The organism is Lysinibacillus sp. BSL11 (genome assembly GCF_052928325.1).
Genome location: NZ_JAVGCX010000007.1, coordinates 37,840 through 53,022, shown reverse-complemented (window position 1 = coordinate 53,022; position 15,183 = coordinate 37,840). Strand labels below are relative to the sequence as shown.

The 15,183-nt window shown below is 39.6% G+C and carries 13 protein-coding genes; 11 read left to right on the top strand and 2 right to left on the bottom strand.

All coding sequences use genetic code 11. The annotated features are described in order from the left end of the window. The first annotated feature begins 4 nt into the window (after positions 1 to 4). The gene (locus tag RCJ95_RS09665) at positions 5 to 1,699 is read left to right on the top strand and encodes a methyl-accepting chemotaxis protein (RefSeq protein WP_446722160.1); all 1,695 of its coding nucleotides are present in this window, start codon (positions 5 to 7) and stop codon (positions 1,697 to 1,699) included. A 22-nt stretch (positions 1,700 to 1,721) separates the two neighbouring features. Here RCJ95_RS09665 and RCJ95_RS09660 read toward each other — a convergent pair whose 3' ends face one another. Continuing rightward, positions 1,722 to 2,033 (bottom strand): hypothetical protein, encoded by a 312-nt coding sequence (locus tag RCJ95_RS09660; protein ID WP_257522250.1) that lies wholly within the window; start codon positions 2,031 to 2,033, stop codon positions 1,722 to 1,724. Positions 2,034 to 2,317: 284 nt separating this feature from the next. Between RCJ95_RS09660 and RCJ95_RS09655 the strand changes: the two genes are divergently transcribed. Next, on the top strand, positions 2,318 to 3,298 hold the full coding sequence (locus RCJ95_RS09655; protein ID WP_009371727.1) for a diaminopimelate dehydrogenase: 981 nt from the start codon (positions 2,318 to 2,320) through the stop codon (positions 3,296 to 3,298). Positions 3,299 to 3,629: 331 nt separating this feature from the next. Here the strand turns inward: RCJ95_RS09655 and RCJ95_RS09650 are convergent, their stop codons facing one another. Further along, positions 3,630 to 3,944 carry a hypothetical protein gene (locus RCJ95_RS09650; protein WP_312129658.1) on the bottom strand — a complete coding sequence of 105 codons (315 nt, stop codon included), beginning with the start codon at positions 3,942 to 3,944 and terminating at the stop codon, positions 3,630 to 3,632. A 211-nt stretch (positions 3,945 to 4,155) separates the two neighbouring features. Here RCJ95_RS09650 and RCJ95_RS09645 point away from each other — a divergent pair, with 211 nt between their 5' ends. The 9 genes from RCJ95_RS09645 to RCJ95_RS09605 all read left to right on the top strand — a co-directional run bounded on the left by RCJ95_RS09645 (position 4,156) and on the right by RCJ95_RS09605 (position 15,173). Then, positions 4,156 to 7,344, top strand: a complete 3,189-nt coding sequence (locus RCJ95_RS09645) for a BTAD domain-containing putative transcriptional regulator (RefSeq protein ID WP_446722159.1) — start codon at positions 4,156 to 4,158, stop codon at positions 7,342 to 7,344. A gap of 204 nt (positions 7,345 to 7,548) precedes the next feature. Continuing rightward, on the top strand, positions 7,549 to 8,367 hold the full coding sequence (locus RCJ95_RS09640) for an alpha/beta fold hydrolase (RefSeq protein ID WP_257522248.1): 819 nt from the start codon (positions 7,549 to 7,551) through the stop codon (positions 8,365 to 8,367). 1 nt (position 8,368) lies between these two features. Further along, a complete protein-coding gene (locus RCJ95_RS09635; RefSeq protein WP_221682880.1) occupies positions 8,369 to 8,902 on the top strand; it encodes a GNAT family N-acetyltransferase in 534 nt (177 codons plus the stop codon). A 613-nt stretch (positions 8,903 to 9,515) separates the two neighbouring features. Next, positions 9,516 to 10,751, top strand: coding sequence for a substrate-binding domain-containing protein (locus RCJ95_RS09630; RefSeq protein ID WP_221682879.1), 1,236 nt, complete (start codon positions 9,516 to 9,518; stop codon positions 10,749 to 10,751). 60 nt (positions 10,752 to 10,811) lie between these two features. Further along, a complete protein-coding gene (locus RCJ95_RS09625; RefSeq protein ID WP_221682878.1) occupies positions 10,812 to 11,588 on the top strand; it encodes an ABC transporter ATP-binding protein in 777 nt (258 codons plus the stop codon). Further along, the gene (locus RCJ95_RS09620; RefSeq protein ID WP_221682877.1) at positions 11,563 to 12,270 is read left to right on the top strand and encodes an ABC transporter ATP-binding protein; all 708 of its coding nucleotides are present in this window, start codon (positions 11,563 to 11,565) and stop codon (positions 12,268 to 12,270) included. The genes RCJ95_RS09625 and RCJ95_RS09620 overlap by 26 nt, the downstream gene beginning before the upstream one ends. A 16-nt stretch (positions 12,271 to 12,286) precedes the next feature. Then, a complete protein-coding gene (locus tag RCJ95_RS09615) occupies positions 12,287 to 13,159 on the top strand; it encodes a branched-chain amino acid ABC transporter permease (RefSeq protein WP_004227888.1) in 873 nt (290 codons plus the stop codon). Further along, positions 13,156 to 14,172 carry a branched-chain amino acid ABC transporter permease gene (locus RCJ95_RS09610; RefSeq protein ID WP_446722158.1) on the top strand — a complete coding sequence of 339 codons (1,017 nt, stop codon included), beginning with the start codon at positions 13,156 to 13,158 and terminating at the stop codon, positions 14,170 to 14,172. Before RCJ95_RS09615 ends, RCJ95_RS09610 begins: the two co-directional genes overlap by 4 nt. Beyond that, complete coding sequence (locus RCJ95_RS09605; RefSeq protein ID WP_446722157.1) at positions 14,169 to 15,173, top strand: 3-oxoacyl-ACP synthase; 1,005 nt, start codon at positions 14,169 to 14,171, stop codon at positions 15,171 to 15,173. The genes RCJ95_RS09610 and RCJ95_RS09605 overlap by 4 nt, the downstream gene beginning before the upstream one ends. The last annotated feature ends 10 nt before the right edge of the window (positions 15,174 to 15,183 follow it).

The window sequence follows — 15,183 nt, the reverse complement described above, 5'->3', positions numbered from 1 at the left end:
AAAAATGGGCATAATTAAACTTAAATCAGTGCGTCAGAAAAATTTATTTGGTTTTTTGCTTGTCTTACTGCTAATGATTATTCTTTCTATTTTTACCATTGAATCGATGAAAAAAATTCATAGAGATACCGATCATATCATGCAAGAGCAGCTACCATTGCTTATGCTGGATCAATCAATGGCCTTTAACACAGCAGAAAAAATTGCATTAGCTAGAGGCTATATTTTGACAGGTGATAGTTCTTATAAGAATGAGTTTCAGAAATATGCTGAGCAAGCCAGTATTCTAGAAGAAGAGTTGCTACAACAAACGGAATCTCCAAAGACCGAGGAGCTTCTATTGTTAGGAAGAAAATGGAATGAAATGATTGTTGAAAATGTTTTTCCGCTTTTTGAGCAAGGAAAAATCGAACAAGCTGAAGCGATTTTAAATGGGGAGGCTCAAGACTACGCAAGAGAATTAATGAGTGGTTTTACAGCTATGGCTGACGAGCGTAAACAGGAGGTATTACAACAAGGTATCCAAGTGATTGAAATAGGTAATAAAAATATTCAATTCAACTCAATTTTCACTATTCTGATAGTTCTAACAGGAATTATTATTGCCCTATTTGTAACAAATGGTATAGTGAAACCTATCAAATTGGTTATGAAACGTTTACAAAAAATTGCTGAAGGTGATTTAACTGATCCACCATTAAAAGTTAAATTTCAAGATGAAGTGGCAGAACTGATGAAGGCATCTAATTTTGTTAGTGAAAATAATAATCAGTTATTGCAGCAGGTAAAAGTATCTGCGAAGGAATTACATCAACAAATTGGCTTTATTGCACAATCTGTAAAGGATGTATTTAATGGATCAGAGCAGATAACTGAAACGATGATAGAACTTGCCTCAGGCACCGAAGCACAAGCAAATTTAGCAAGTGAAATGGTTTCTAAAATGGAGGTGTTTTCCAAGAATATTTGCGAAATGAATGAAAATGGTCAGCATATATTTCAGAGGTCACATGATATCTTAGATATGACTGGTCAGGGAAAAGAGTTAATGGATCAATCCTTGTTACAAATGTCCATCATCCATGAGGTATTTGAGGGGACAGTAACGAATGTCAACAATTTAGAAAAGCAGTCTCAAGAAATTAATCAGCTTGTCACTGTGATTCGAGAGATTTCTGACCAAACGAATTTATTAGCATTGAATGCTGCAATTGAAGCAGCTCGTGCAGGTGATGCGGGAAAAGGCTTTGCTGTCGTAGCAGAGGAAGTAAAGAAATTGGCAACTCAAGTTTCCTATTCTGTAGTTGAAATTACAGGCATTGTGGAGAAAATTCAACAGGAAACCAACACAGTGACAGAATTTCTGCAAAAGGGGTATGTAGAAGTCGCGAGGGGATCAGAGCAAATGAAAATGACTGGGCATACCTTTGAAAATATTAATGAAGCCGTTAAAATGGTGACGATTACTATCCAAGATACATCTGAAATAATTGAAATCGTCATGAGGGATAGTGAAAGTGTAAGTAAAATGATTGAGGAAATAGCTGCTGTCACAGAGGAGGCTGCAGCTAGTGTGGAGCAAACCGCTGCATCCGCAGAGCAATCCAGTAGCTCGCTTCAAGTTGTTACGAGCAGTGCAGATCAGTTAACCCGAACAGCCGATCAACTAGAGGAATTAATCCAGTTTTATAAGTTATAAATTAAAAATGGGTTTGACTTCTTTAAATGAAGTCAAACCCATTTTTGTTGTATTCACTTTTTTTAATGAACCAGCGAGCGATATCCTTTCCACTATGGTAAAATTCCACTTCATTTACCTTGTTTTTTTGGATGGAGAGGTCAGGGATGTTTTCTAAAACGTCAAAAGGTAAAACACCGATACATAAATGATTATTTGTTAGATAATCTCCTTGTTGCTTACTGCCACTTTGTATCGATTCACTATGCTTGTTCATTGAGTTTTGTGTCATATGGAATGCAAGTAGTTCTCCTTGTGCCAATGCTGTGCTTGATGAGTAACCAGTACTTTTCATTCAACATGCCCCCTTTTGTCGTTACATTTATTGTACAAGACTAGATGGGAAAATAGCCGTTATTTACAAGGCTTTTACAATAACTTTAAGGTACATGGAAGATTTAGTAATTTGTAACCGTATTCATACCGTTGTGGGATATAAACCATAGAAAACTGATATAAATTCTTTTTAAAAAACTCATACTCAAACTATTGTGAATTTTTCTAACACGAAGTATTATTGTAATTAGATTTAACGTGAAAGTTTTCACAAAGTCGCGAAATCGTTAGGAGGAATTTTTAATGAGTGCAATTCGAGTAGGTATTGTAGGATATGGAAATTTAGGACGTGGTGTGGAGTATGCCATTTCACAAAATCCAGATATGGAATTAGTAGCAGTGTTCACACGACGTGATCCTTCAACAGTAAACGTAGCAAGCAATGCGAGCGTATATTTAGTAGATGACGCTGAAAAATTCCAAAACGACATTGATGTTATGATTTTATGTGGTGGTTCTGCAACAGATTTACCAGAGCAAGGTCCACATTTTGCACAATGGTTTAATACAATTGATAGCTTCGATACACATGCGAAAATTCCTGAATTTTTCGATGCTGTAGATGCAGCGGCACAAAAATCTGGTAAAGTATCTGTTATCTCAGTTGGTTGGGATCCAGGTCTATTCTCTTTAAATCGTCTACTTGGAGAATCAGTATTACCAGTTGGTACAACATATACATTCTGGGGCGATGGCCTAAGTCAAGGACATTCAGATGCTGTTCGTCGTATTGAAGGCGTAAAAAATGCTGTTCAATACACATTACCGATTAAAGAAGCGGTAGAACGAGTTCGTAACGGTGAAAACCCTGAACTAACAACACGTGAAAAACATGCACGTGAATGTTGGGTTGTATTAGAAGAGGGTGCAGATGCAACAAAGGTTGAACAAGAAATTGTCACAATGCCTAACTATTTCGATGAATATGACACAACAGTGAACTTCATTTCTGAAGATGAATTTAAAGCAAATCATACTGGTATGCCACATGGTGGTTTTGTCATTCGCAGTGGTGACAGTGGTGCAAACGATAAACAAATTCTCGAATTCTCATTAAAACTGGACAGTAATCCAAACTTTACATCTAGCGTATTAGTGGCTTATGCACGTGCAGCACACCGTTTAAGTCAAGCGGGTGATAAAGGTGCGAAAACAGTATTTGATATCCCATTCAGCCTGCTTTCGCCAAAATCAGCTGCTGAATTACGTAAAGAATTACTATAATCATAGCTAATGATCCCGATTATCATATAGTTGATAATCGGGAATTTTTTTAAGCCTAATTTATTTGCTAAAGTTCGTTGCCAATAAAACGGTACGGTTGTGTTATGATATTTCGTCCATCTTAGAAATTCATCTACATGTCGAATGCCAAATTCTAAGACTGCTTGATAAATAAAAATGGAGGCGTATTGTGTGGGAAGATGAAGTAATGCTTCCTTTATAGCAAGAATAGTTTTTCTAGTTGCCGCTGTTAAATTTTCTTTCATAAATGATACTAAGTCTTTGACATTGCCCCTTTTTGGCTATTGGAAAATAACCACATATCCATATTTCACTCAAGTTCCTCCGCTCGGTAAAGCAGTTTAAAATAATATCCATTAAAATAGGAACTCGTATAATCTCTATATTTAAGTTCAATGACGTTCTTATTCAGTGTAAGCATGGCTAATTCGCTCATTATGATGTGAGGATTAGGTACATCACAAAATGTTTCAAGGTCAATATCGGGGGAAACCATCAAATTATAAGCAGCTGCCCCTACTACAAAGCAATCGCCTACAGTGCGCCATTTCTGAATCAATTGTAAGTCAGTTAAAACTCTTTCTGCTTTCTGTTTCCTTTTCATTGCTCTATCAAGACTATTCATTTATCCACTTTTCTTCTAAATTTTAGTAATATAACAGAGTAAAAAAATTAGGAAGAAAATACAAACTAAATTCTACTTCCATTCCACAAACAAAAAATGGGGATAAAATCTATAAAAATACATAAAAAATATGGTAAACTGTCAATAATTTAATAATCTGAATTTTTGTAGAAATTTTTGTAACCTTACAAAATATGGAGGTTATGTTTATATGGCAGCAGATATTGTTATTCAATCAAAATGTATGGCGCCCAATCCATCCACGCATTGCATTAATAGAGCAACACTAATGCGAACGCTAAAGAAAACTCGTCATCATACTTGTACTTTTTTGCATAGCGGTGCAGGGTATGGTAAAACAACCATTCTAACTCAATTTCTTGCAACCGAATCAAGTACATTTTCTTGGTACAGTATTTCTGATGAAGATGATAATTTATTACCCTTTTTGAGACATCTCTTTTTTAGTATACAGCGCGTCGTACCGAAGTTTGGTCATACATTTGGTGGATGGGATCAATTATCACGCTTTCCTAAGATGGATGAGCTCAATCGTTGGTATAAGCTATTTATCAATTGCCTCTGTGATATAGAGGAGCCTCTTCTCATCGTGATTGACGACTTTCACCTAGTAGACCATGTTTTTCCTATTAATTATTTCATGGAAAAAATCATTGAATTTGCTCCACCTAGCATTCATTTTATTATTGCTTCAAGAACACTACCCAATTGGGATATTATGAGGAAATTAAGGCTGCAAAAAAAATGGTTGGTTATGAAAGAGGACGAACTGGCCTTTTCAGCTGAGGAAATTGCGGTGTTTTTCGAAGAATATGTAGATGTACATTTATCCGAAGCTGAAATAAAAAAGGTTTTAGAGATCACTGAGGGCTGGGCCATTAGCCTCTCTTTATTGGCAGAGCAATGGCATCATGCTTCGTTAGATCATTGGCTGAGGATTCCCACAAATGAGCTATTCACATATTTATCAGAGGAAGTTTATAGTAGAATGACTGCTACTGAGCAGGAGACTATCTTAAAATTAGCGATTTTTCCAACTTTTTCTGCGGAGTTATTGGAAGCGTTTTATGGCACTGAGATTGCGCAAATGCTAAATGCATTAACTCAGCGTCATTTATTTATTCAACCTGTGACAACAGATGGCTTATATCGTTTTCATGCATTGTTTAGTCGATTTTTAGAAATGAAATGGCGACAGTTTCCAACTCTACATGCGGATCTTCATAAACAAGCAGCTTTGTATTATGGAGAACTTCAAAATATTCAAGCTGTCCTGTATCATGCCTTTAAAACGAATGATCATCATTTTTGTGGAGAGCTACTACAGCTTCATGCAGAATCAATCGTACATGCTGGTCAATTTGAATGGTTGCTCGAAAAAATCAATCGATTTAGTGCACAGGAAAAAGATAAATTTTATAAATTATATTATTTTGAGGGCGAATGTCATCGCTACCGAGCTTATTATGAAAAAGCAAAACAATCCTATGAAAAATGTGCAATCACCGCACAGCAGCAGCGTGATCACCTATTTATGACAAAGTCTCAAGCTGGGATAGCCCATATTTACTTAGACACTATTCAACCAGCTTTAGCAGAGCCATATCTTGAGAAAGCATTAGAGCTTGCGAAACATACACCATTGCGCAAAGAGGAACTACTAGAACTTCAACGGCAATACGCTGAAAATTTAGTGAATCTAGGGAAGGCCAAGGGTGCACAGCTCTTTATGGAGGACGTTGCATTGCCAGAGAATGTCATACAACGAGCGAATGTCGATGTGCGTGTTTTACTACGAACAGGACAACTACAGGAAGCCAAGGAGTTATTAGCGCAGCGACTTGAATTACCGCCTCAGCTTGTTGCAACCCATCGCGAAAGTGAACTGCTGGCAGCTTTCGTTTATGCATTGTTAGGTCAGGGCAAAGAAGCCTGGTATGCTGCCCAACATGGAATTCGAAGAGGAATAAAGGAGAAGTCTATTTTCATAGAGGCGGTTGGGTATATCAGAAAGGCTCATGCACTGCTGTTAATGGATTATCCAGATCATCAGGGGGCATGTCAAGCCTATGAAAAAGCATTGACCCTCATGAATGCCATTAATATTTCTCGTGTGAAGGCTGAGCCATATATGGGGTTAGCCATTGTCAAACATTCGTTAGGAGATATGGTAGCGGCGAAGAAATACTTAGCACTAGGCTTACAGGAAACTGAGCAAGTTCAAGATGCTTGGATGACTGCGCTTATTCTTTTAGCAGAAGTAAAAATCATCCTTACTGAGCAAGAAATGGGGAGAGCGAAGCAATTATTAAAGAAGACACAGCAACTATTTCAGGAGTGCGGTGATCGCAATGGCTTGATGCATGTGTTATTTTATCAATCAATGATTGCCCTGAAAGAGTGTAATAAGAAGCCGTTTCAACAGTATTTTCAACAGTTTGCACAACTATGTGTTTCAAATGGCTATGAATACTTCTTACAAAGACCAACGATACTTGGTCCAAGCAATCGAATGGTTTTTTACGAGCTATTGCAATTTAGTCAAATATGTCAGATGGAGCATCCAGCTATCTTATCATTGCAAAGTCATTTTCAGGTCGAGGATAGTATTAGTTATCCGCATGATGAAGTACAGATGAATCTTTTTGGAAGTTTACATTTAATTCGTACACAACGAAAGCTGGAAGACAAAGAATGGCAACGTGATAAATCGAAGGAATTATTCGTGTACCTCTACTGCCATCGCCATCGCTTTACTCCAAAGGAAGAAATAGCACAGGCATTATGGCCCGAGCGTAGTGTCGAGTCCTTGGATCGAGATTTTAAGGTGGTCTTAAATACGTTACTCAAAGTGTTAGAGCCACAACGCCATGCAAGACAAGAGGGCTTTTTCATTCAGCGGAAAAATAATATGTATCAGTTACAAAATATTGCTTTTCTCCAAATTGATGTTGAACGCTTTCACTATTATTACAGCTTAGGAATGAACGAATTTGATCCACAGCTGTCCAATGAGTGGCTCTTATTAGCAGAAGCAAGCTATACGGATGTGCTCTATGCGGAAAAAAAGCAAATCGACTGGCTAACGCAGGACCGTGAAAAGCTACAATTTTTATATATCGAAGTTTTGGAACGATTGGCACAAAATGCAACAAGGCAACAGCAATATAAAAAAGCCATTTTTTTCGCAGAAAAGATGCTACGCGAGGATGCACTTTGGGAGGAAGCGTATCGCCTGCTCATGTACAGCCACTACCAGCTCCAAAATCGCTCTCTTGCCTTAAAATGGTATGAAAAATGTGTCCAGCAATTACAACAGGAGCTTAACACAACCCCAATGGAATCCACCATGTCAGTTTATGACTTGATAATGGGTTAGCCAGTGTTGTTTAGGCTAAGCGAAGTGATTCGAACTGCTCCTAAGTAGTATGAAAGTGCTCCTATTGAGGGGAGGCCCGCTCCTAAGAGTAGACAAAGCGCTCTAATTAAGGCTAGAGCCGCTTATAAACCGTGTCAACTCGCTCCAACAGTGGCGTAGTCTATATAAACTATAAAAAAATGTAACCTATTTGGAGGAACAACAATGCCATTTTGTCAGACGAAAAAAGCGAATATATACTACGAAATAATTGGAACAGGGATACCTATCATCATGCTACATGGTTTTTCTCCTGATCATCGTTTGATGAAGGGCTGTATGGAGCCTGTATTTAAAGAAAGTGAAGGGTGGAAACGTATTTATGTGGATCTTCCAGGAATGGGGAAGACAACAGACTATACATCGATTCAGAACTCGGATGAAATGCTAGAAGCAATTATCGAATTTGTACACACAATCATTCCGCAAGAATCGTACCTGTTGGTTGGTGAATCTTATGGTGGCTATTTAGCGCGCGGTATTATGAGGAAATCAGTGGATCAACTTTTAGGTACGGCCTTTATTTGTCCTCTCATCATTCCTGAAAAAGAACAACGTACGGTGCCACCGCATTGTATTGTACAAGCAGATACTGCTTTTTTATCAACATTAAGTCAGCAGGAGCAAGATGATTTTATGTCTAATCAAGTTGTCTTAGATGCCTATAATTGGGAGCGCTATTCAACCGAGGTGTTGGCAGGGTGTAATCTAGCAGATCAGGCATTTTTAGAAAAAATTCAGCAAAGCTACGGATTTTCCTTTACCGTTGACGAAAAGTCCTTTGATAAGCCAAGTCTCTTTTTGCTTGGTAAACAAGATTCTGTGGTTGGCTATAAGGACGCGTTTTCACTTCTAGAGAAGTTTCCCAGAGCAAGCTTCGCCATTTTAGATAGAGCTGGCCACAATTTGCAGATCGAGCAACCTGGATTGTTTACTGAGCTGATGAGTGAATGGCTGAGTCGTGTAGAGGGAGAGATGGATTAAAGTGATACTTGCAAATGATAAATTACTTTTAAGAGAATTCAGGCAGCAAGACTGGGTTGATGTGCATAAATATGCCTCCCAGGAGGTTGTTAGTAGGTATCAAACATGGGGACCGAATTCAGAAGAGGATACAAAAGAATTCATTCAGGATGCTCTCGATGAAGCCACACAAACACCAAGGGAACGATATGTTTTTGCTATTATTCATCAAGAAACGGTAATAGGTGCAGTAGAAATGATGATTAAGGATTTTACAAATAAAGTTGGGGAAATTGGCTATATTGTAAATCCAGACTATTGGGGTAAGGGAGTAGCAACGCAGAGTGCTAAATTATTGGTCACTTTTGGCTTTGAAACATTAAAGCTCCATCGTATTTATGCAACTTGCGACCCTCGAAATATTGGATCATCTAAAGTGTTAGAAAAAATAGGAATGTCAAAAGAAGGAGTATTACGTGAAAACATGTTAATGAAAGATGGCGTTTGGCGAGATTCATTATTGTATAGTATGTTGAAACAAGAATGGTTATCATGAAACGTACGATTAAAAGTCATCTTTACGGTATAAAGCTAGGCAGAAGGAAAAAAGCAATAAGAATCCAATGTATCACTGCAATAATGAGAAACAAATTATAAGAAATAAATGTGAACTCTAAAAAAGCAAGAATGTTGATTTCTAAACATTCTTGCTTTTTGTTTTAAGAAATGTTGTTTAGTTGCCATTCTGGTTCGCTGCATTTTCGGAATAGAACTATGTTTGTCCCTGTCGTTACGCTTCGCTACACTTTCGGGACAGAAAAATGCTCTGCACGAAATGGCATAATCTTAAAATCTTTTGTCCCTGCCGTTACGCTTCGCTACACTTTCGGGACAGAAAAAGCTCTGCACGAAATGGCATAATCTTAAAATCTTTTGTCCCTGCCGTTACGCTTCGCTACACTTTCGGGACAGAAAAATGCTCTGCACGAAATGGCATAATCTTAAAATCTTTTGTCCCTGTCGTTACGTTCACTACACTTTCGGGACAGAGCTAGGTGGCTCATATTTGAGCCATCTAGCTTGTAACTAATTTGTAACTGAACTTTTATATAGTGTTGTCATAGCAAGAAAGCGCTTTCTAGGTAGCTTATTTTGAAGGGGGATATGGGATGAGGAAGCAGTGGTATTGGTTTCTTTTAGTGATGTTGGCTGTGTTGTTGGTGGCTTGTAATGGAAAAACGAAAGACGGTGCAACGGAAGCGGATTCTTCTGATGGGGAGACGAAGGCGGTCACTGCGGAAGGCGGCACAATTAAGATTGGTGTGCTTGCATCGTTAACTGGGGCACTTGAGTCATATGGGAAGCAGACACAGCGAGGATTTGATTTAGGCATTGAGTATGCAACAGGCGGCACGATGGAGGTCAATGGTAAGAAAATAGAAATTGTATATGAGGATACAGAGACAAAGCCAGAGGTGGCTGTGCAAAAAGCGACAAAGCTTTTAGAAGATGATCAGGTTGATTTTTTAGTCGGCTCTTCAAGCTCGGGTGATACGCTCGCTGTTCTACCGCTTGCCGAGGAGTATGAAAAAATTATGGTGGTAGAGCCTGCGGTGGCTGACAGTATTACAGGTTCAGAGTTCAATGAGTATATTTTCCGTACAGGTCGTAATTCATCACAGGATGCCTATGCAGCGGCAGCGGCTATTGCAGGTAAAGGTGTGAAGATCGCTACATTTGCGCCAGATTATTCGTTTGGCTGGGATGGTGTGAATGCCTTTAAAACAGCAGCGGAGGAATTAGGGGCTGAAATTGTACTAGAGGAGTATGCAGATCCTGCTGCAACAGACTTTACTTCCAATTTGCAAAAGGTGATTGATGCGAAGCCAGACTATTTGTTTGTGGTATGGGCAGGGGCAAATTCACCATGGAATCAAATTGCAGATCTTAAAATTCAAGAAAAGGGCATTAAAATTTCGACGGGTGCGCCGGATATTATTGCGCTTCAATTTATGAACCCATTGGTTGGGATGGAAGGCTTCTCGGTGTATTATCATACACTTCCTCAAAATGATGTCAATCAATGGTTAGTAGATGAACATCAAAAACGTTTCAATGAAGTGCCCGACTTATTTACTCCTGGCGGCATGTCTGCGGCAATTGCTATTGTGGAGGCATTAAAACAATCGGATGGGGATGCAGACGCCAACAAGTTAATCGACGTTATGGAAGGTATGTCCTTTGAAACACCAAAAGGGACGATGACATTCCGTGAAGAGGATCACCAGGCTCTACAATCCATGTATTCGATTCGCTTAGAGCAACGAGATGGTGTGGATTATCCAGTACCAGTACTTATTCGGGAGCTAAGTCCTGAAGAAACAGCACCTCCCGTTATGAATTAAAGAATTGAGAGGCAGCATGGCTGTCTCTCTACATAAACGTGAGAAGGAAGGGAGTAGAGAATGGAGCCTATATTATATACAGATAATTTAACAATTCGTTTTGGGGGACATACGGCTGTGGATAGCGTTAATTTTCAAATGCCTGAGAAGCATTTAAAGTCCATTATTGGGCCGAATGGTGCTGGGAAAACAACCTTCTTTAATTTGATTAGTGGTGAGCTAAAGCCAACTGCGGGTGATGTGTATTTTAAAGGACAATCACTTGCCCAAAAGTCAGCCATCGAAAGAACTCGAATGGGATTGGGACGATCTTTTCAGATTACCAATGTATTTCCAAACTTAACAGTTCTCGAAAATGTTCGTTTAGCCGTCCAATCCAAGGAGAGAATTCGTTATCAGCTATTCCGCCATTACAAAAGCTATCAGGCGATTACGGACAAAGCGGAGGAGTTATTGGCACTTGTGCTACTCGACAATAAACGAGATGCCCAGGCAACAATGCTATCCCATGGAGAGAAAAGAAAGCTTGAGATTGCCATGCTACTCGCGTTAGATACAGAAATTCTACTGCTCGATGAACCAACTGCAGGGATGTCATTAGAGGAAGTACCTACGATTTTAGAAATTATTCGAAGCATAAAACAGCAGGGGGATAAAACCATTTTGCTCATTGAACACAAAATGGATATGATTTTGGATTTATCGGATTCTATTATGGTGTTGTTCAATGGTCAGCTATTAGCAGATGGTTCACCAGAGGAAATTATGAATAATGATACTGTGCAACATGCATATTTAGGAGGGCTGTACGATGACCACCTTACTGACATTAAATGAGGTTCACACGCATATTGGTCAATATCATATTTTGCAGGGCGTTAATTTTGAAGCGAAGGAGGGGCAGGTTACTGTACTGCTCGGACGCAATGGCGCAGGGAAAACGACCACCCTAAAAACGATAATGGGTTTAACGCCTGCAACAAAGGGTGATATTGCCTTTCGCTCCCAATCGATAAAAAAAAGCCCTACCTATAAGGTGGCTAAATTAGGAATCGGCTATGTACCTGAAAATCAAGGGATTTTTGCAGATTTAACGGTAGAGGAAAACATGAAGGTAGCGATGCGCAAGGAGGATTCAGCCACATTAGAGCGACAGCAATATGTGCTAGAGCTGTTTCCTGACTTAAAGAAGTTTTGGAAAAAGGCTGGTGGGCATTTATCGGGTGGTCAAAAGCAAATGCTGTCCATGGCAAGAGCCTTTATCAATGATAGCCAATTAATACTGATAGATGAGCCTTCCAAGGGACTTGCTCCGATAGTTGTGGAAAAAGTGATGGAAGCGATTGTGGAAATGAAAAAGAAAACGTCCATTGTTCTAGTGGAGCAAAACTTTATCATGGCTAGTCGAATTGGTGATACCTATTCATTAATTGATGATGGGAGAACAGTAAATTCGGGCAATATGCAGGATTTGATTTATGATGAAGAGCTAAAACGCAAGTATCTTGGTATTGGATAGAGGGGGGTGACTAACATTGGAGCTATTGGTCAATTTAATCATTAATGGTTTGGCCACTGGGATGTTAATTTTTTTGCTAGCAGCTGGTTTGACATTAATTTTCGGTTTAATGGATGTATTGAATTTTGCGCATGGTGGGTTATTTGTTTGGGGGGCCTATGCGGGCATCTTTACCTATATGTTGACAGAAAGTTTTATCGTTGGGATTATAGGCGCGATTGTGACTGGAGCGTTGCTTGGACTGCTGACAGAGAAATTCATTATTACGCCTGTTTACGGCAATCATATTCAGCAAATTTTAATTACCTTAGGGTTGATGCTCGTTTTGCAGGAGCTTATTAAGGTGGTTTTTGGTCCAAATGGGGTGGCAGTAAAAACACCAAGTTATTTAGCAGGAAGCTGGGAAATTGGTGATGTGATCATCATTAAATATCGTTTATTTATTATTGTCATAGGGTTTGTGATTTTTGGTATTTTCCAATATATGCTGAAGCGCACGAAGATTGGCTTGATTGTTCGGGCTGGTGTGCAGGATAAGGAAATGGCGCAGGCTCTCGGTATTCATATTAAGCGTGTATTTTTATATGTCTTTATGGTGGGCGCTGCTCTGGCGGCACTTAGTGGGATGTTGATGGCTCCCTATTCAGGTGTGATTTATGCAGAAATGGGCATGGAGTATGCCATTTTAGGCTTTATTGTTGTGGTAATTGGCGGTATGGGTAGTTTTTCCGGCTCCTTACTTGCAGCGATTTTAGTGGGGCTAGCAGGTAGCTTTATGGCTTATTATGTCCCTGTGCTGTCACTAGCGGTCAATATGATTTTAATGGCAATCGTTTTAATTTTCCGTCCTCAGGGGCTGTTTGCGATGCGAAAGGAGCGAACATCATGAACCACAAAATATCCTTACGCGCTTTCGCTTTTTTCCTGTTACTTGTCATTTTTATTATCCTTCCTTTTGTCAATGATTCAAGGACACTACTTATTTTACTCACACAAATCTTTATTTTTGGGATATTGGCAATGAGCTATGATATTTTACTAGGCTATACAGGCATCGTCTCCTTTGGGCACGCCATGTTCTTCGGTATTGGTGCCTACACAACAGCAGTCATGCTTAAGCAGATGGATCACACACTCTTGATTTTTGTACTGTCTATCGTGATAGGCATGATACTAGCAGGCTTCATTAGCTTTTTAGTAGGTTTATTAACCTTACGCTTAAAAAGTCATTTTTTTGCGATGCTGACGCTAGCTTTTTCGGGGTTATTTTTAGTCTTAGCTGAAAAGTGGCGCTCTGTTACGTATGGCAATGATGGCTTTACATTCAGAGCACCTGATCTATTTAGAGATCGAATGACCTTCTATTTCTTTGTGCTAGCAAGCTTGGTTGTCATCTTTTTGGCGCTCTACCGCTTTGTTAATTCACCAACAGGTCGTATTTTAATTGCCGTCCGTGAAAATGAACAACGGACGAAATCTTTAGGCTTTAACACGTTGCACTATAAAGTCATTGCCTCAGTTGTGGCAGGCATTGTAGCAAGTTTTGCAGGCTCCTTATATGCAGTGTCATTGCGCTTCGTTAACACGAGTGTCATGGCCATGGATATTACGCTGGATGCATTATTAATGACGATTATCGGTGGGGTTGGTACTTTAGTGGGACCGCTATTAGGCTCGGCGGTCATCGAATATGCGCAACATGCACTGTCAGGGCTTGCACGAGATTATCCCATTTTCGAACGTTGGATTATCTTCTTTGGGATTCTCTATATTTTAGCTGTTATCTTCTTCCCAAAAGGTATTATTGGCTCATTAAGATTGCTCTTTTGGATGTGGCGAGGAAGGCTAAAGCAACGAAAAACGACAGGTCCCCTGCCTCAGGAAAAGGAGCGATTTGAATGACAGTCGGTATTGTAAGTACGGGTATTTATCTACCCCAACAGAAGATGACATCGCAGGAAATTGCGGCTGTTTCCAATATTCCTGAGGCCATTATCCGTCAAAAAATGGGCATTCATGAAAAGCCAATTCCTGATAAGTCTGATCATACAGTGCAAATGGGTATCTGGGCAGCACAGGAGGCGATTCAAAAAGCGAATATAGACCCTAAGGATATTGATGTTGTCATCTATATGGGGGAGGAACATAAGGAATATCCACTCTGGACAGCCTCCATTAAAATGCAGGAGGAGCTTGGTGCAGTGAATGCATGGGCATTTGATGTGCAATTACGCTGCGGCACAACAATCATGGCGTTGAAAGTGGCGAAAAGCTTAATGGCTTCAGATGACACGATACGAACCATTCTGTTAGCAGGTGGTTATCGCAATGTTGATTTTATCGATTACAGCAATCCACGAACGCGCTTTATGTACAATTTAGCGGCTGGTGGAGGCGCCATGTTATTACAAAAAAACTATGAAAAAAATCTGCTACTAGAGACAGATATTATAACGGATGGTTCTTTCTCAGAGGATGTAGTCGTGCCAGTCGGGGGAACGAAAAATCCATTAACCCCAACCCATTTAACCGAAAATTTATATAAGCTTGACGTTTTGGACCCCATTGGGATGAAGGAGCGGCTAGAACAAAAATCTTTAAGCAATTTTTTGAAGGTCATTCGCAGTTCTTTAGCGAAAAGTGGATACAGTGACGATCAGCTAGATTATTTAGCGATGTTGCACATGAAAAGATCTGCACACGATTATATTTTAACGGAGCTTGGCTTACAGCAGGAGCAGTCTATTTATTTGCAAGACTATGGACATATAGGTCAGATCGATCAAATATTGTCCCTACAGCTAGCACAGGAGCAACATCAAATTCAAGCAGGCGATATTGTGACGCTTGTTAGTGCTGGCATTGGCTATGTATGGGGCGCTATCACAATACGTTGGGGATAAGGGGGAAATG

Bases quoted from the DNA above. Each gene is read 5' to 3' on its own strand.
- RCJ95_RS09660 (WP_257522250.1), bottom strand. From the start codon at position 2,033: ATGAAAAGTACTGGTTACTCATCAAGCACAGCATTGGCACAAGGAGAA.
- RCJ95_RS09640 (WP_257522248.1), top strand. From the start codon at position 7,549: ATGCCATTTTGTCAGACGAAAAAAGCGAATATATACTACGAAATAATT.
- RCJ95_RS09620 (WP_221682877.1), top strand. From the start codon at position 11,563: ATGACCACCTTACTGACATTAAATGAGGTTCACACGCATATTGGTCAA.
- RCJ95_RS09630 (WP_221682879.1), top strand. From the start codon at position 9,516: ATGAGGAAGCAGTGGTATTGGTTTCTTTTAGTGATGTTGGCTGTGTTG.
- RCJ95_RS09650 (WP_312129658.1), bottom strand. From the start codon at position 3,944: ATGAATAGTCTTGATAGAGCAATGAAAAGGAAACAGAAAGCAGAAAGA.
- RCJ95_RS09645 (WP_446722159.1), top strand. From the start codon at position 4,156: ATGGCAGCAGATATTGTTATTCAATCAAAATGTATGGCGCCCAATCCA.
- RCJ95_RS09655 (WP_009371727.1), top strand. From the start codon at position 2,318: ATGAGTGCAATTCGAGTAGGTATTGTAGGATATGGAAATTTAGGACGT.
- RCJ95_RS09625 (WP_221682878.1), top strand. From the start codon at position 10,812: ATGGAGCCTATATTATATACAGATAATTTAACAATTCGTTTTGGGGGA.
- RCJ95_RS09665 (WP_446722160.1), top strand. From the start codon at position 5: ATGGGCATAATTAAACTTAAATCAGTGCGTCAGAAAAATTTATTTGGT.
- RCJ95_RS09605 (WP_446722157.1), top strand. From the start codon at position 14,169: ATGACAGTCGGTATTGTAAGTACGGGTATTTATCTACCCCAACAGAAG.
- RCJ95_RS09610 (WP_446722158.1), top strand. From the start codon at position 13,156: ATGAACCACAAAATATCCTTACGCGCTTTCGCTTTTTTCCTGTTACTT.